Consider the following 15,778-nt stretch of genomic DNA (forward strand, 5'->3'; position numbering starts at 1 on the left):
GATGAAGAAAGTAACCATCAACAGTGTCGCCAGCTATGCCGGTGTATCGAAAAAAACAGTGTCTCGCGTGCTCAACAATGAGCCTAACGTGAGTGATGCAACGCGCGAAAAAGTACTCAAAGTATTTAAAGAGCTTGATTACACACCAAACCCAATCGCTCGTGGTTTGGCACAAAACCGTAGTTTTATTATTGGTTGCTTGTACGACAATCCGAGTAAAAGCTATATTACCCGTGTGCAAACCGGTGCTTTAGCGGCGTGTCATGAGCTTAACTACAATTTATTGATCCACCCATGTGAATTACGCGGCGAAGAATTAATTAGTAATATTGAGCAATTAATTCAAACCTCTCGTTTAGACGGCATTGTACTTACCCCACCATTTTCAGATTTCCCTGAACTTGTAAGCTTTTTAAAGTCGAAAAAAATCCCGTATGCTCGCGTCGCATCTGCGGTACTTGAAGACGACTCTATTTCGGTAAGAAGTAACGACGAGCAGGGTGCTTTTGAAATAACAGAGCATCTTATTAAGCTGGGTCATAAAGAAATCGCCTTCATTAAAGGTCACCCTGATCACAGTGCGACAGAGCAGCGTTTTAAAGGTTATCGAAGAGCGCTTGCGTCAAATGGTATTGAGTTTGATGAACGCTTAGTTGAAGAAGGTAACTTCAGTTATCACTCTGGTGTTGATAGTGCCCGTACAATTTTAGATTTAAACCCTCGCCCAACAGCGGTATTTGCTTCAAATGACTACATGGCAGCAGCAGTATTAAAGCTTGCTACACAAATGCAGTTAAGAGTGCCAGATGATATTTCTATTGCTGGGTTTGATAACGCACCAATTGCACGTCATATCTGGCCAGGGTTAACGACCATTGCACAACCGGTTGAAGAAATGACGCAGCAAGCAGTTAAGCAATTGATCACTCATATTGGGGATCCACAAGAGTCGCCTTATCAAGTAACCCTTGAAGCAAAACTCATTACTCGAGAGTCGACAGCAGCAATTAAATAAATTTCATCTTGTTTTTTCACAGTAGCCCGAGAATGAGTGACGCGTTCTCGGGCTTTTTTATTTTCAATCTAAAAATTGCATTTTTATGATCTAAGTTGCTGTTTTTAAATAAAGCTCAGAACAAAACCTTTCTTATGCATACACCTTTGATAGTGGTGCTTTACATGAATTCTACTCATATTCTATTAAAATAAAATTGTTCATTATTTGGTCATTTAAAAAAATTAAACTAAATTTAACAGATAAGGTTGACACCGGTGTCACAGTCATGAGTTAATACAGTGACACCGGTGTCAGGTTGGTTGTGAGAGACAGCCTGTCAGCGTACCTTTGAACGGGTAAATCAAAGTTGCTCAGTACAATTATTTTCGTGGAGTCTGTAATTGTTACTGAGCCTTTATCCTCTAACTATAGAGATGAGTCGAATTTATATGTTGCATCCTCGTATCCAAGAAGTCACCGAACGCGTTATCGAACGCAGTAAAGAGACCCGCCAAGCTTATTTAGAGCGAATCGCGCACGCAAAAAAACAAACAAGAGTTCGTGCTGGTTTAGGCTGTGGTAATATTGCACACGTTATGGCTGCTTGTAGCAGCGATGACAAAGCTCGTTTAAAATCAGACGAGCAACCAAATCTAGCTATCATCAACGCTTATAACGACATGCTTTCTGCGCATGTTCCTTACAAAGACTATCCAGAAATTATCAAAAGCCTTGCCACTAAGTTTGATGCTACAGCACAGGTTGCTGGTGGTGTACCTGCTATGTGTGACGGTGTTACACAAGGCCGTGATGGCATGGAGCTTTCATTGTTCTCGCGTGACGTGATTGCAATGTCTACTGCGGTATCTTTATCGCATGACGTGTTCGACGGTGTTTTTTGTTTAGGTGTGTGTGACAAGATTGTCCCAGGACTTTTAATTGGTGCCTTATCATTTGGTCATTTACCAACGTATTTCTTACCAGCCGGTCCAATGCAATCGGGTATCCCAAATAAAGAAAAAGCCCGTGTTCGTCAAAAGTTTGCACAAGGCTTAGTAAGCCGCGAAGAGCTTTTAGAAGCAGAAAGCGCATCGTATCACAGTGCAGGTACCTGTACTTTCTACGGTACGGCAAACTCGAATCAAATGTTAATGGAAATCATGGGCCTACATTTACCAGGTAGCTCTTTCATTAACCCTTACACAGAACTACGTGATGGCTTAACAGGTCATGCTGTAGAAACCATGTTAAAGCAGCTAATCGAAACAAAAGATGCTAACTGCCTTGCTGACGTAGTAAGTGAAAAAACAATTATTAATGGTTTAGTTGGCTTGTTATCAACAGGCGGCTCAACAAACCACGCAATCCACCTAGTAGCTATCGCGAAAGCAGCGGGTGTAATCCTTACTTGGAAAGACATGGCTGACTTATCAGAAGTTGTGCCACTTCTTACACGTATCTACCCGAACGGCTCAGCAGATGTGAACCACTTCCAAGCAGCCGGCGGTATGGGCTTCTTAATGAAGCAACTACTTAGCAAAGGTTACTTACATAACGACGTGAAAACGATTGTGGGTGATGGCTTAGAAGCATACACCACAGAGCCAATGCTAGATAAAGATTCATCAGTGATCATGACTAACAGCACTGGCCCAAGCAAAGTTAAATGGGTAGCGTGTCCAGAAAAATCACACGATGAAGAAGTGTTACGTCCGATTGATAACCCGTTTAGCAAGCAGGGTGGTTTACAGCTTCTTACAGGTAACCTTGGTAAAGCTGTTATCAAAGTATCTGCAGTGGCTGAGTCTCACCAAGTTGTTTCTGCACCAGCTAAAGTATTTAGCTCTCAAGGAGAGTTACAAGAAGCGTATAGCCGTGGTGAATTAAACACAGACTTTATTGCTGTAATTAAAGAGCAAGGTCCAAAAGCGAAAGGCATGCCTGAGCTTCACAAATTAACGCCAGTAATGGCAACACTACAAGACCAAGGCTACAAAGTGGCGATTGTGACTGACGGCCGTATGTCGGGTGCATCAGGTAAAGTTCCTGCTGCAATCCACTTAGCACCAGAAGCGGTTGAAGGTGGTGTAATCGCAAAAATTCACGAAGGTGATTTAGTGACGCTTGATGCACCAGCGGGTGTATTGAAAGTACACGTAAGCGATGAAGAATTAGCAAAACGTGAACTACAACTTAGCCAACCAAGCCAAACATATGGTACAGGCCGAGAGTTATTCGCAGGTTTCAGAAATATAGTAAGTAGTGCAGACCTAGGCGCAAGTGCCTTTGGTTTAGAATAATAATACGCCGTTACTGGGCTATGAGGAACAAACAATGAGCATTGAGAAAATTTTATCATCGGCACCTGTGGTACCGGTTGTTGTTATCGAAAAACTTGAAGATGCAGCACCCCTTGCACGTGCGCTTTATAACGGTGGCTTAAAAGCACTAGAAATTACTTTACGTACGCCGATTGCGGCAGAAGCTGTAAAGCTAATGAAAGAAGCCGTACCAGAAGCATACGTTGGCACAGGCACTGTGGTTGATAAAGCAACATTTAATGCATCTGTTGAAGCCGGTGCTGACTTCATGGTTAGCCCAGGTGTAAACGACGAATTATTAGCACTGGCTAAAGACACTGATATTCCATTTTTACCAGGTGCAGCAACACCAAGTGAAGTAATGAAATTAGCAAGCCATGGCTTTAAGTTCTTAAAGTTCTTTCCTGCAGAAGCAGCAGGTGGCACAGCAATGCTGAAATCAATTGGTGGCCCTTTACCACAAGTAACTTTTTGCCCTACAGGCGGCATTAGCCTTGAAACAGCACCTAACTACCTGGCACTTAAAAACGTAATCTGTGTAGGTGGTACTTGGATGTTAGATAAACAACTTATTGAAAACAAAGACTGGCAAGCCATTGAAGCGCTTGCTCGCCAAGCAAGTGAAGTAAAATAATTAACGGGAGATATTAGAATGATTAATGTTGCAATTAATGGCTATGGACGTATCGGTCGTAACGTATTACGTGCCCTTTATGAGTCAGCTCAAAACAACGAAATCAAAATCGTTGCAATCAACGATTTAGCACCAGCAAATGTTAACGCGCATTTAACTCAATTTGACTCAGTACACGGTCAATTTTCTCAAAAAGTAACACTTGCTGAAAACACCATGCTAATTGGTAATGATGAAATTACCCTTACACAAGAGCGTGATCCAGCAAACCTTCCTTGGAAAGCACTAAACGTAGATATCGTTTTAGAATGTACTGGTTTATTCACTTCACGTGACGCAGCGGCTAAACACATTGAAGCGGGTGCTAAAAAAGTAATCGTTTCTGCGCCTGGCACGGACATGGATGCAACAGTTGTTCATGGTGTTAACAGCGAAGTATTAAACGCTGACAGCAACATCATTTCAAACGCATCGTGTACAACAAACTGTCTAGCGCCAATTGCAAAAGCAATCAACGATACTGTAGGTATCGAGCAAGGTAGCATGACAACAATTCATGCTTACACAAACGATCAAAACTTATCTGACGTTTATCACCCAGACTTATACCGTGCACGTAGCGCAACTCAGTCAATGATCCCAACGAAAACAGGTGCAGCTAAAGCGGTTGGCCTAGTACTTCCTGAACTTGCGGGTAAACTTGACGGCATGGCAGTACGTGTACCAACAATCAACGTTTCTTTAGTAGACTTAACGTTTGTTGCTAAGCGTGAAACAACTGCAGCAGAAATCAACGAAGTCGTTAAAGCAGCATCAGAAGGTACAATGCAAGGTATTCTTGAATACAACGAACTACCACTTGTTTCTATCGACTTTAACCACAACCCTGCGTCTTCAATCTTCGATTCTACCCAAACTAAAGTAGATGGTAAGCTTGTTAAAGTGATGGCTTGGTACGATAACGAGTGGGGTTTCTCAAACCGCATGTTAGACCAAGTTAAAGCGCTAGGTCAGTTCTTATAATAGAACAGTAAAAGTTTAAGCTTTATCCAACAAAGCCACGTTTATCGTGGCTTTTTTGGTTTTTGCTGGATAAAAGCATTTATTCACAGTATCTTGTCTTTAAACATTTTTAGGGACAGATGATGAATAAATTTTTAATACCTTTATGCCTCTTGTTAGTGTCTTGTTCATCAACACAAGATAAATACCTACCCGATTTTAATATTCCCAAAGATGTGATAACAAAAGCAAAAGACGACTTCAGACGATCTGATGATAAAATTTTATTTATGATGATGGTTAATCAAGCGGGTGATGTTGTCAAAGTCAGTGTATTGGATAATAAGCTGCAAAATAAGCAATTCTTAAATATGTTTAAAAAGAATATGTATAACCTTAAATATCCAAAAGCTCAGCAAGGGGACCCTGAATTTAGAGAATTCATTTTACCCTTTGGTGTAAAAACTGAAGTAGAATTCTATGGTTAATCCCAGTTTATGAGGAAAATAATGAAAAAAATCTTATTAACTACTTCACTCTTTGTAATGTCGTTACTGCCTAGTTATGCTTCAGCATCAGAAGAAGCTCAGCAACTTGCAGTGTGTTTAACTGATTCGCTAAATGGCAAAGAGCGGAAAAATCTCGCTAAGTGGATTTATCTGGGTATGTCGACGCACAGTATAATTAAGCCTTTCGCGAACGTTACAGAGCAAGATATGGATGACACTAATCGCTATGTTGGTGCGTTAGTTACGCGTTTATTAACTGAAAACTGTCCAAAGCAAGCTAAGGCGGCGATAGAAGTCGGCGGTCAGGGAGCAATGGAAAATGCATTCGGTATTGTCGGTGAAGTTGCAATGCAAGAGTTAATGGCTGAGCCAAGTGTGGGTAATGCTTTAGGTGCATTTGATAAATACCTTGATCAAGATAAGTTTGATAAAGCATTTCAGTAATAGTTAAAGGCTTATTCTTTTATAAGCCTATTTCGTTTCATAAGGATATGGATGTTCAATAATATTAGACAGTTCTTCGCTATTAATTTGTAATTTACACATTTTCGTGATGGCTCAGCGTACATTTGTTCCTAAATTCTTCTGTGTTATGCTGCAAAAAATTGATAAATGGATTTTTATATCATGGCTCGTCTTTATCATCGGCTATTTAGGGCTGAGCAGTTTCAAGTGGGTGAAGGCAATATTAGCGGTTATATTGCTTGTTTCTTAGCGGTGTTATCCTGTTTAGGGGTGTTAGCCTTTCATTTTCCAGAGTACTTAACGACCCCAGAGCTCAGGCAAAACTACAGTGTTGAGTTTTTACGTCAGCTAATGTTTGTGGCATTAATTATTTCAGGCAGTTTAGGGTTGTTGAACTTTGTTCGTAATACTAATAAACGGCTCGGTGCAACCGCTTGGCTGTTGATCTTACTTGCTATTGCATTTGGTGGGCCTAATGTTGAGGTGGGCGACTTTAAAGATAATACGCCTTACTTGGGGCTGGATTGGTTCATTCTTGACTTACTTGGCTCCACACTGATTTTTATTCTAATTGAGAAGCTACTGCCGCACCGTAAAGAGCAAAAAATTCTCCGATCTGAGTGGCAGGGTGATTTAAATCATTTCTTTGTTAATCACTTAATTATTGGTTTTGTGTTGCTGGCAACCAATCAGTTCGTGCATCATGCATTTGGCTGGGCTGTGTCTGATACAGTACAAGGCTTTATTATTCAACTGCCTTTTTTACTGCAGCTATTTCTAATCATTTTAGTAGCCGATTTAATGCAATATTTTGTGCATAGGGCTTATCATGAAGTGCCTCTGCTTTGGCGTTTTCATGCCGTGCACCATAGTGCAAAAGAGATGGATTGGCTTGCAGGCTCTCGTCAGCATATTTTAGAAATACTCGTGACGCGCAGCTTAGTACTCACGCCTATTTTTGTGCTTGGCTTTCCATCGGATGTTATTAGCCTCTATGTCATTATTGTTGGCTTTCAGGCCGTGTTTAACCACGCAAATGTTCGTGTGAAATTTGGTTGGCTAAAGTATTTGCTGGTTACACCTCAGTTTCATCATTGGCATCATTCATCTGATAAAGCGGCCATTGACCGTAACTATGCTGCGCATTTTTCTTTTTTAGATTATCTTTTTGGCACTGCAGTGAAAGGTCAAGCAGAGTGGCCCGATAAATATGGTGTGGTTGGCGATTACATGCCCGAAGGTATGTTAAGGCAGCAGGTGTTCCCGTTTAAAAAGCAAAAATAAAGCCTCACTGAGGCTTTATTTATTATTACCTATACTCATAATCGCGAAACTAGCTCAGAAAGGCGAGGGCGTTTGTCTAAGTTGAGTCCTAAGCACTCTTGCGCTATGTCAGAAAGTATCTTGGTAGTGTCGTTTTGTTCAGTGACTACAGTTAGTAAATCATCGATGAAATAACCAAGGGCGCGTACTTCAATGCCTTCTAATATCTGCTGTTGATCAGGCGTCAGCATTGATAAGTCTGTTGCCGCACCAAAGTCACCAAATAATAACTCGCCATGTGAATTGATCATGCTGTTATGGGCATAAATGTCACCATGGCTTACTTGCTTTTGATGCAAATGGGCGAGGGTACTTGCCATTTGCTTAACGATTTTTAGCACCATTTCTGGCGCGTACTGGCAGTTGTCTTCGAATGTGTCTCGGGTACAAGTTGCAAGAGAGGGTGGCAAACCAAGATTACTAAACTCTTTACTGATAAGCTCCATCACTAAACCAAGTTGTGACTCTTCATCGACATAGCCCAATGCTTTAATGAGATTTGGATGCTCACTGGCTTTTAAACAACAATTTAGCTCATCAAGTGGATAGCCATCACTGGTGATCTCGCCTTTAAATAACTTAAGGGCAACAGGCTGTTGGTGCCAATTGGCTAAGTGAATAACCCCAGATGCGCCTTGGCCAATCTGCTTTTTAACTTCGATTTCATCCAGTGCGATTTTGCTAAAATGCTCACAGTGTAAGCTAGTTGAGCGATTTAAATCGTTACCAGAGAAGGCAAGCCAAGCAAGTTTCGGTAAAGCTAAAAGCCAATCTTCAACTTTTGTAAGCTTATTGGCACTTAAACGTATTAGCTCAAGCTCTTTACAATCAGCCATTGAAACTGGCAAATGAGTTAACTGATTACCTGCCAGTGCGAGCTTTTTAAGCTTGCTGTACTCACCAAATGTATCAGGTAAAGCAGGAATTTGATTATCAGTTAAGATCAGCCATTCAATCTGCGTAGGTAAACAGTGCGCTTTAAATTCATTAATTTGATTACCTTTAAATGCAACCATGATTAAGTTTGGGCATTGTCTTAGCACTTCTGGAATATGTTTAAACTGATTAAATGATAAAAACAGCCGTTTGAGATTTTTTAATTTGTAAAAATCGTCAGGTAAATCACTTAGCTGATTATTAGATAAATCGAGGATTTCTAACGTATCGGCTAGGGTATAAATTTCTTTTGGGAATTCGGTTAGTTCTGCAACAAGCTGAAGCCGTGTACAACCTTGTAGAGAACCGGCTTTTAACTCTTCGAGGGTATTCAATGTTGATTCCTTTGGGCTAAAAGGTAAAAGGCCAACTTGGTTGGCCTTTTTAATTAAAACTGTGCGTTATGGTAAACGTTTTGTACGTCGTCACAGTCTTCTAGCATGGCTAAAAAGCGCTCCATGACTTCAACGTCTTCACCTTCAATGGGTGCTTCTACTTGCGGCACAAAAGCAATTAGATCTTCGTGGAAATCAGTAATTCCCATTTCTTCAAGTGCTGTACGCGTGTTGTTGTATTCAGTGTGTGGAGCGAATACAGTCACTTTACCGTCTTCAACTTCTACATCTGTTACATCTACATCAGCCATCATTAGTGCTTCTAAAACAGCCTCGTCATCATCACCATCAAATACAAAAATAGCGAGGTGATCAAATAAGTGTGATACTGAGTTTTGCGCACCAATTTTTGCATTCGCTTTTGTAAAACAAACACGTACGTCAGCAAAGGTACGTTTGTTGTTGTCGGTTAAACAGTCAACAATGATCATACAGTTACCCGGGCCATAACCTTCATAGCGAGTTGCTACGTAATCTTCGCCGCCACCGCCTTTGGCTTTATCGATTGCACGCTCAATTACATGCGTAGGTACTTGGTCTTTTTTAGCACGCTCAATTAAGCGACGAAGCGCTAAGTTGCCATCGGGATCAACACCACCATTCTTAGCGCAGATATAAATTTCTTTTCCGTACTTTGAATAAACTTTGGTTTTTGCACCCGCAGTTTTTGCCATTGAGTCTTTTTTGTTTTGATAAGCTCTGCCCATCTGCGTGTTGCCTTTTTGTTATAGATAAAAATAAAGCGGTTATTCTAATCATTTAAACTACTAGTTAACAGTGTTTATTCTTCGCTTTGCTGTAACTGCCACATTCGTGCGTATTCACCATTCGCTGCAAGCAGTTGATGGTGCTGACCTTGCTCAACAACCTGTCCTTGTTTCATAACAATAATTTTGTCTGCGTCAGTAATTGTTGATAAACGATGCGCAATGACTAAGCTGGTATGTCTTTGTGCAACTTCACGCATCGCGCTGAGAATGGCTTGTTCTGAATGCGAATCTAGCGCCGATGTTGCCTCATCAAATAATAAAATGGGTGAACCCTTTAAAATGGCTCTGGCAATTGCAATGCGTTGTTTTTCACCGCCTGATACTTTTAAACCGCGTTCACCAACAAGGGTTTTATCGCCTTTATCTAGGCTGGCAATAAATCCATCTAAATGGGCAAGGCTTATGGCTTTATCAATTTCATCTTCGCTTGCCGTTGGATTTCCATAGGCGATGTTTTCGCGAATGCTGGTGTTAAATAGCACGGTATCCTGCGGTACGATGGCAATAGCTTGGCGCAAACTTTCAAGTGTTACTGTGTTGATTGCTTGCTCATCGATATAAATTTTACCCGCATCAACATCATAAAAGCGGTAGAGCAGGCGGCTTAGAGTGCTTTTACCTGCGCCACTGGCACCCACAATCGCCACTTTGCTGCCAGAAGTAACCTCAAAGCTTAAGTTATTTAAAATTGGCCTTTGTTTGTCGTAACTAAACGACACATTTTCAAATCGAATAGCTGCTTTGGTTGCTTTTAATGGTTTTGCATCTTTTTCATCGCTAATGGCGGCTTTTCGATTTAACAGCCCCAGCATATTTTCAAGGTCAGTCAGCGCTCGGCGTATCTCACGATAAACAAAACCTAAAAAGTTAAGTGGTAAAAATAACTGGATCATATAAGCATTGATCATCACAAGCTCACCTATTGTCAGCTCTTTATTGACCACTGAGCTGGCACCTAGCCACATTAGTGCTGTAATAGCCGCGGCAATAATAAGTGCTTGCCCTGAATTAAGTGCCAGTAACGATAAACGATTTTTAAGCCTCGCTTGCTCCCATTTAGCTAAAAAGCCGTCGTAGGTGCTCGCTTCATAGTGTTCATTGTTGAAGTACTTAACGGTTTCGTAATTTAGTAAGCTGTCGATTGCACGGGTGTTTGAGTTGTTATCGGCAGCATTTGCTTCACGAATAAATCGATTTCGCCACTGAGTTACTATCACAGTAAATGCAATGTAAATAGCGACCGCGATAACGGTGACTAATGCAAACCAAGGCGAAAACAAGGTTGCAAAAATAATCGCTACTGTGATTATTTCAAATAGGGTTGGCACAATATTAAACATCAAAAAGCGCATTAAAAAACTAAGGCCATTTGTACCACGCTCTATATCGCGACTGATACCACCTGTTTGCCTATCAAGGTGAAAGGCAAGCTCTAAACTGTGCAAGTGCTTAAATACTTTTAAGCCGATATGGCGCATTGCGTGCTCTGTAACACGGCCAAATAATGCATCGCGTACTTCACCAAAAAATACACTAGCAAAGCGCAGCAAACCATAAGCGATCAGCAAGGCAATAGGAACGCTTAATAGCGGGTTGATACTCGCATCAACCGCATCAATTATTTCTTTTAGTGCCCAAGGCATCAGCAATGTGGCGCCTTTTGCAGCAATAAGCGCGAAGACGGCTAATATGACTCGGCCTTTAAAGGTCATTAAATAGGGCCAGAGTGTTTTTATGCTTTGTGATAGGTTCATTGCATCAGGCGATCTTGTCACCTGTTCTTTGCGGCTCATTCCACGCATGGGGGTCTCTTAAAATCAATTTGATAAAAATAGGCAAAAGCTTTCGTGTTTTAGGCAAGTGTAATTTGTTAATTTACCTCTATACTGAATGCATTATACACCAGCGCATTTGCAAATTAGTTAAATGCATGAGTAAAACACGAAGAAAACTAAGGAGTAAGCATGAAAACCGTCGGTTATGCAGCACATGATTCTGAAAAACCATTAGAGCCGTACCATTTTGAACGCCGTGCACTTCGTGATGAAGATGTATCAATTGAAATTCTGTATTGTGGCGTGTGCCATTCAGACTTACACACAGCAGAAAACGATTGGGGCTGGACTCAGTACCCAGTGGTACCAGGCCATGAAATCGTTGGTCGTGTTCTTGAAGTAGGCAGCGGCGTTACTAAATACAAAGTGGGCGATAATGTTGCTGTAGGTTGTATGGTTGATAGCTGCTTAAGCTGTGACCAATGTCATCACGGTGAAGAGCAGTTTTGTCGCGAAGGTATGGTAGGGACTTACTCAGGACAAGATCGCATTAGCGGTGAACTCACTCAAGGTGGCTATTCAAAACACATTGTGGTGCGTGAAGAATTTGTACTGAGCGTGCCTGAAGGCTTAGACCTTGCTAAATGTGCACCAATTTTATGTGCGGGTATCACAACGTATTCGCCATTACGTACCTGGAATGTCGGCCCAGGCAGCCGTGTTGGTGTGATTGGTTTAGGTGGTTTAGGCCACATGGCGATTAAAATCGCAGCTGCAATGGGCGCACATGTTACGGCAATTAGCCGTAGTGATAAGAAAAAACAGCAGGTTTTATCTTATGGCGCAAAAGATTTATTGGTATCGAGTGATGAAGCTGCCATGCAAGCGCATGCAAATCAATTTGATGTGATCATTAATACTATTCCGGTAAAACACGACTTTACGCCGTATATTCCGCTTTTAGATATTGATGGTACGCAAGTATTGGTTGGTCAAGTAGGTGAACTTGAAGAGACTAACTCAGTGCCATTATTAATGGGGCGTCGCCGTGTTGCAGGCTCATTGATTGGCGGTATTGCGCAAACTCAAGAAATCCTCGATTTCTGTGCACTACATAATATTCTGCCAGAAGTCGAAATGATCAAAATGGATCAAATTAATGACGCTTTCGATAAGTTAAAGCAAGGTGATATGGCCTCACGCTTTGTTATCGACATGTCATCATTAGAAGTTTAACAAAGTTAAATGACTAAGCGGGCCTAATTAGGCCCGCTTTATTTTAGGTACTTTTATTTAAGTAATACCTTGTGTTTTATTTTTTTACCCCCATTATACCCACGGTATCTACTTAATTTATTGGTCAGTTCTTGTTACGGTTTTTCTCAGTCATTATCTTGCTATTTACTGTGTTCTTTAGTGCACAGAGCATGGCTATGCCTGATACTCACTCACACTTTGCTGCGACTAAATTGTTCCAAGTCGAGCTGACTAAAACCCCAGTTATTTCTCAAACTCATACAGTTGAACATCCTAAACCGGTAGAACCATCGGGGTTTGATACCCTAGTGCCGCGTTTAACTGCCAGTAATTCATCATTGTTTCTTTATCATAGTCAGGTTGATCCTGATTACGAGCTATTAATTGAATTCTTTGCTGAAGACTGGAGAAAAGAGCACTTTTTAGCGCCGCCAGGTGCTGTGCGTGCGATCCCATGGTTTGCGTTAGCCACTCAACGTAAATCCCGCATTAGTGGATGGAAAGACGCTAATCTCTTGTACAAAGCCAATACGACCTATCATAGCTAAACGACTTCCTTCGTTACTTTTTATTTTTTGGAATTAAATTTTTACCGGCTGACAATGCCGGAAGGAAGTCATGTATGTCACATAAATCTAAGCCGGCGCTATGGCGTCGTCTAAAAATGAGTTATGTCGCTATGATAGCGGCGTGTATTTTATTAGCGGTTAGCGCATTACCTAATCTTTATCCTAATAAATCTTGGTTGCACATTAGCTTGCCAGATCAAACTGTTACGCTGCAAAGTGTGACAACGTCACTTAATCAACATGGTTTTGAAGTGACTGAAGCCAATGATAGCCAAGCACAACTGGCTATTTTATTAGCTGAGCCGACTCAAAGTGCTAATGCGTTGAGTTTTATCAAAACACAATACCCACAGCTAGAGGCTAAAATTGTTGAGCATGCGACAAGCCCACAATGGCTTCAGCAGCTGGGTCTTTCACCAATTAAATTGGGACTCGACTTAAATGGTGGAGTTTTATTTGTGCTTGATGTTGACCTAGATAAAGCAATGCAAGAGCACTTAAGCAGTGTGTATCAACAAACTAAATTGACGCTTCGTAAAGACAAAATTCGTGGGATCCGGGCAAGTGAAGTAAAAGAAGGGGTTGAACTACAAATTTTGCCAAGTGGCGAGGAGCAACTTGCAGGGCTCGTCTCAACGTTACAAGGTCAATTTAAAGGCCTGATGCATACTAAATCAACAACGAATAACCTAACCACGGTATTACTGCATTTTAATGAGCAAAGCCAAAACGAATTCAATAAACAAGTTATGGCGCAAAGCTTAACAACCCTGCGTGGTCGCATTGAAGAGCTTGGTATCACAGAAGCGGTAACGCAAAGACAAGGTAAGCAGCGCATTCGCATTGAGTTACCTGGTGTGCAGGACCCATCAGAAGCGAAACGTATTATTGGTGCAACTGCGACCCTCGATTTTTATCAGGTCGTCGAAGTGGGTGGTAAAGCGTTTAATGTACAAGGCGGTGGCGTTGTTAATTTAAATCCGATGGCGATTTTTTCAGGTGATCACATTAATAATGCCAGTGTTGGCAAAGATGAATGGGGCAAGCCTTTAGTTCAGCTCAGTTTAGACTCGCAAGGTGGTGATGCCATGTCTGCTTTTTCGAAACACAACATAGGTAAACCAATGGCCACGGTTTATTCGGAATACTCGCGGGATGCGAATGGCGACGTTGTGAAAAAAAGCGAAGTGATCAATGTGGCAAACATTGCCCAGCATTTAAGTTCCCGTTTTAGCATTACTAATATGAAAAGCCCGCAAGCAGCCAACGATTTAGCGCTTTTACTACGTGCAGGGTCGCTCACAGCGCCAGTGACAATCGTTCAAGAACAAACCATAGGCCCAAGCTTAGGCAGTGAAAACATTGAGCACGGTTTAGTTGCGTTAATGCTGGGTATCGGTATTACCCTTGCGTTTATGGCGCTTTGGTATCGTCGCTTAGGGTTGATTGCAAATATTGCTTTACTCCTTAATTTAACGGCTTTAGTCGGTTTAATGTCGTTATTGCCGGGTGTTGTGCTGACCTTACCGGGTATTGCAGGGCTTGTTCTGACTATAGGGATGGCAGTGGATACCAATGTGATTATCTTTGAGCGAATAAAAGAAGAGAAACGCAAAGGCAGGCCTACATATCAAGCGATTGAACAAGGCTATAACCAAGCATTTACGACCATTTTTGATGCCAATGTGACTACGATGATCACGGCAATTATTTTATACGCCATTGGTTATGGGCCGGTGAAAGGCTTTGCAATCACCTTAGCGCTTGGGCTATTAACCAGCGTTTTTACTGGCGTTTATATTTCAAAAGCGCTTAGCCAAACACTCTACATTAAACTAACTAATTTGACGGGGGCTAAAGCATGAGTTGGTCAACATTAACTGCGGCGAGTAAAGCACGCGTTTTAGGGCTAGTGCTAAGCTGTGTTTTAGTCATCTCGAGCCTAGGTGTTTTATCTGTAAAAGGACTAAATTTTGGCCTTGATTTTACAGGTGGCTACATCAGTGAAATTAACACAACGTCAGTCACGACAATTGCTGATTTAAAGGCAAAGTTAAGCCCCGAGGTTGCAAGCAAATTAACCATCACTAAAGCAGGTGAATATCACTTTGTTTTAAGAGAAGCGCCAGAGGCTAGCAAAGCCAGTACTTGGCAAGCAGAGCTGAATGAGCGAGGTGTAGACTATAGCGTATTATCTAGCTTATTTTTAGGCTCACAAGTGGGTGATGAGCTTTTTGAACAGGGCTGTTTAGCTTTATTTGCGGCGCTGATTGCCATTATGGTTTATCTTGCAGTGCGCTTTGAATGGCGACTTGCGGTAGGTTCAGTGGTTGCACTGTTACATGATTTAACTTTAGTGCTGGGCTTGTTTTCCTTACTTGGGCTTGAGTTTAATTTAACTGTGCTGGCGAGTTTACTGGCTATTATTGGTTATTCATTAAATGACTCAATTATTGTTGGCGACAGAGTCAGAGAGCTTTTACGTATTCAACCAGACAATCAACGCATTAACACCCATGTTGTGATTAACGATGCAATTGGTTCTACCTTAACGCGTACGTTGATCACCTCAGGCACAACGCTTGCGACTATTGCCTGCATTTGGTTGCTTGCTGGTGCTGCATTAACGGGCTTTGCCATTGCGTTATTTGTAGGCATTGTGGTGGGAACCTTCTCATCGATTTGTATCGCCGCTACCTTGCCGCAGTTATTGGGGTTAAGTTCAGAAAATTACACCCAAACACTGGATGATAAAACCAAAGCCTATATGGATATGCCGTAAGTCAGTTTTATAACTTACTTTCATCAGCCGCTATTTTTCCATA

The 15,778-nt window shown here is 41.5% G+C and carries 14 protein-coding genes; 11 read left to right on the plus strand and 3 right to left on the minus strand.

What is annotated here, in order from left to right; translation table 11 throughout:
• The first annotated feature begins 1 nt into the window (after nucleotide 1).
• The 7 genes from WA256_RS11695 (at nucleotide 2) to WA256_RS11725 (ending at nucleotide 7,212) form a co-directional block, all read left to right on the plus strand.
• The gene (locus WA256_RS11695) at nucleotides 2–1,015 is read left to right on the plus strand and encodes a LacI family DNA-binding transcriptional regulator (protein WP_054561637.1); all 1,014 of its coding nucleotides are present in this window, start codon (nucleotides 2–4) and stop codon (nucleotides 1,013–1,015) included.
• A 431-nt stretch (nucleotides 1,016–1,446) separates the two neighbouring features.
• The gene (edd, locus tag WA256_RS11700) at nucleotides 1,447–3,297 is read left to right on the plus strand and encodes a phosphogluconate dehydratase (protein ID WP_062564509.1); all 1,851 of its coding nucleotides are present in this window, start codon (nucleotides 1,447–1,449) and stop codon (nucleotides 3,295–3,297) included.
• Nucleotides 3,298–3,331: 34 nt separating this feature from the next.
• The gene (locus tag WA256_RS11705) at nucleotides 3,332–3,952 is read left to right on the plus strand and encodes a bifunctional 4-hydroxy-2-oxoglutarate aldolase/2-dehydro-3-deoxy-phosphogluconate aldolase (protein WP_054551439.1); all 621 of its coding nucleotides are present in this window, start codon (nucleotides 3,332–3,334) and stop codon (nucleotides 3,950–3,952) included.
• Between the two features lie 18 nt (nucleotides 3,953–3,970).
• On the plus strand, nucleotides 3,971–4,975 hold the full coding sequence (gap, locus tag WA256_RS11710; protein WP_335991644.1) for a type I glyceraldehyde-3-phosphate dehydrogenase: 1,005 nt from the start codon (nucleotides 3,971–3,973) through the stop codon (nucleotides 4,973–4,975).
• A 122-nt stretch (nucleotides 4,976–5,097) separates the two neighbouring features.
• The gene (locus WA256_RS11715; protein WP_335991646.1) at nucleotides 5,098–5,442 is read left to right on the plus strand and encodes a hypothetical protein; all 345 of its coding nucleotides are present in this window, start codon (nucleotides 5,098–5,100) and stop codon (nucleotides 5,440–5,442) included.
• 21 nt (nucleotides 5,443–5,463) lie between these two features.
• The gene (locus tag WA256_RS11720; protein WP_335991650.1) at nucleotides 5,464–5,907 is read left to right on the plus strand and encodes a hypothetical protein; all 444 of its coding nucleotides are present in this window, start codon (nucleotides 5,464–5,466) and stop codon (nucleotides 5,905–5,907) included.
• A gap of 183 nt (nucleotides 5,908–6,090) precedes the next feature.
• Nucleotides 6,091–7,212: a sterol desaturase family protein gene (locus tag WA256_RS11725; RefSeq protein ID WP_335991653.1), complete on the plus strand. Its 1,122-nt coding sequence runs from the start codon at nucleotides 6,091–6,093 to the stop codon at nucleotides 7,210–7,212.
• A gap of 35 nt (nucleotides 7,213–7,247) precedes the next feature.
• Here WA256_RS11725 and WA256_RS11730 read toward each other — a convergent pair whose 3' ends face one another.
• The 3 genes from WA256_RS11730 to WA256_RS11740 all read right to left on the minus strand — a co-directional run bounded on the left by WA256_RS11730 (nucleotide 7,248) and on the right by WA256_RS11740 (nucleotide 11,106).
• Complete coding sequence (locus tag WA256_RS11730; RefSeq protein WP_335991656.1) at nucleotides 7,248–8,522, minus strand: leucine-rich repeat-containing protein kinase family protein; 1,275 nt, start codon at nucleotides 8,520–8,522, stop codon at nucleotides 7,248–7,250.
• 53 nt (nucleotides 8,523–8,575) lie between these two features.
• Entirely contained in the window at nucleotides 8,576–9,289 is a 714-nt protein-coding gene (locus tag WA256_RS11735) for a YebC/PmpR family DNA-binding transcriptional regulator (RefSeq protein ID WP_054561631.1), read from the minus strand.
• A 74-nt stretch (nucleotides 9,290–9,363) separates the two neighbouring features.
• Complete coding sequence (locus WA256_RS11740; protein ID WP_442961435.1) at nucleotides 9,364–11,106, minus strand: ABCB family ABC transporter ATP-binding protein/permease; 1,743 nt, start codon at nucleotides 11,104–11,106, stop codon at nucleotides 9,364–9,366.
• A gap of 210 nt (nucleotides 11,107–11,316) precedes the next feature.
• Between WA256_RS11740 and WA256_RS11745 the strand changes: the two genes are divergently transcribed.
• The 4 genes from WA256_RS11745 to secF all read left to right on the plus strand — a co-directional run bounded on the left by WA256_RS11745 (nucleotide 11,317) and on the right by secF (nucleotide 15,735).
• Complete coding sequence (locus WA256_RS11745; protein WP_250659350.1) at nucleotides 11,317–12,363, plus strand: NAD(P)-dependent alcohol dehydrogenase; 1,047 nt, start codon at nucleotides 11,317–11,319, stop codon at nucleotides 12,361–12,363.
• A 197-nt stretch (nucleotides 12,364–12,560) separates the two neighbouring features.
• Complete coding sequence (locus WA256_RS11750; protein WP_335991664.1) at nucleotides 12,561–12,932, plus strand: hypothetical protein; 372 nt, start codon at nucleotides 12,561–12,563, stop codon at nucleotides 12,930–12,932.
• Nucleotides 12,933–13,006: 74 nt separating this feature from the next.
• Nucleotides 13,007–14,818 (plus strand): protein translocase subunit SecD, encoded by a 1,812-nt coding sequence (gene secD, locus WA256_RS11755; RefSeq protein ID WP_335991667.1) that lies wholly within the window; start codon nucleotides 13,007–13,009, stop codon nucleotides 14,816–14,818.
• The gene (gene secF, locus WA256_RS11760) at nucleotides 14,815–15,735 is read left to right on the plus strand and encodes a protein translocase subunit SecF (RefSeq protein ID WP_335991669.1); all 921 of its coding nucleotides are present in this window, start codon (nucleotides 14,815–14,817) and stop codon (nucleotides 15,733–15,735) included. Before secD ends, secF begins: the two co-directional genes overlap by 4 nt.
• The last annotated feature ends 43 nt before the right edge of the window (nucleotides 15,736–15,778 follow it).

Source organism: Pseudoalteromonas sp. CH_XMU1449-3 (assembly GCF_037027245.1).
GTDB lineage: Bacteria > Pseudomonadota > Gammaproteobacteria > Enterobacterales > Alteromonadaceae > Pseudoalteromonas > Pseudoalteromonas shioyasakiensis.

What these genes read in the sequence shown, in the direction of transcription:
- WA256_RS11735 (WP_054561631.1), bottom strand. Translation starts at nt 9,289, where the DNA reads ATGGGCAGAGCTTATCAAAACAAAAAAGACTCAATGGCAAAAACTGCG.
- WA256_RS11695 (WP_054561637.1), top strand. Translation starts at nt 2, where the DNA reads ATGAAGAAAGTAACCATCAACAGTGTCGCCAGCTATGCCGGTGTATCG.
- secF (WP_335991669.1), top strand. Translation starts at nt 14,815, where the DNA reads ATGAGTTGGTCAACATTAACTGCGGCGAGTAAAGCACGCGTTTTAGGG.
- edd (WP_062564509.1), top strand. Translation starts at nt 1,447, where the DNA reads ATGTTGCATCCTCGTATCCAAGAAGTCACCGAACGCGTTATCGAACGC.
- WA256_RS11740 (WP_442961435.1), bottom strand. Translation starts at nt 11,106, where the DNA reads ATGAACCTATCACAAAGCATAAAAACACTCTGGCCCTATTTAATGACC.
- gap (WP_335991644.1), top strand. Translation starts at nt 3,971, where the DNA reads ATGATTAATGTTGCAATTAATGGCTATGGACGTATCGGTCGTAACGTA.
- WA256_RS11720 (WP_335991650.1), top strand. Translation starts at nt 5,464, where the DNA reads ATGAAAAAAATCTTATTAACTACTTCACTCTTTGTAATGTCGTTACTG.
- WA256_RS11725 (WP_335991653.1), top strand. Translation starts at nt 6,091, where the DNA reads ATGGCTCGTCTTTATCATCGGCTATTTAGGGCTGAGCAGTTTCAAGTG.
- WA256_RS11750 (WP_335991664.1), top strand. Translation starts at nt 12,561, where the DNA reads ATGCCTGATACTCACTCACACTTTGCTGCGACTAAATTGTTCCAAGTC.
- secD (WP_335991667.1), top strand. Translation starts at nt 13,007, where the DNA reads ATGTCACATAAATCTAAGCCGGCGCTATGGCGTCGTCTAAAAATGAGT.
- WA256_RS11715 (WP_335991646.1), top strand. Translation starts at nt 5,098, where the DNA reads ATGAATAAATTTTTAATACCTTTATGCCTCTTGTTAGTGTCTTGTTCA.
- WA256_RS11705 (WP_054551439.1), top strand. Translation starts at nt 3,332, where the DNA reads ATGAGCATTGAGAAAATTTTATCATCGGCACCTGTGGTACCGGTTGTT.
- WA256_RS11745 (WP_250659350.1), top strand. Translation starts at nt 11,317, where the DNA reads ATGAAAACCGTCGGTTATGCAGCACATGATTCTGAAAAACCATTAGAG.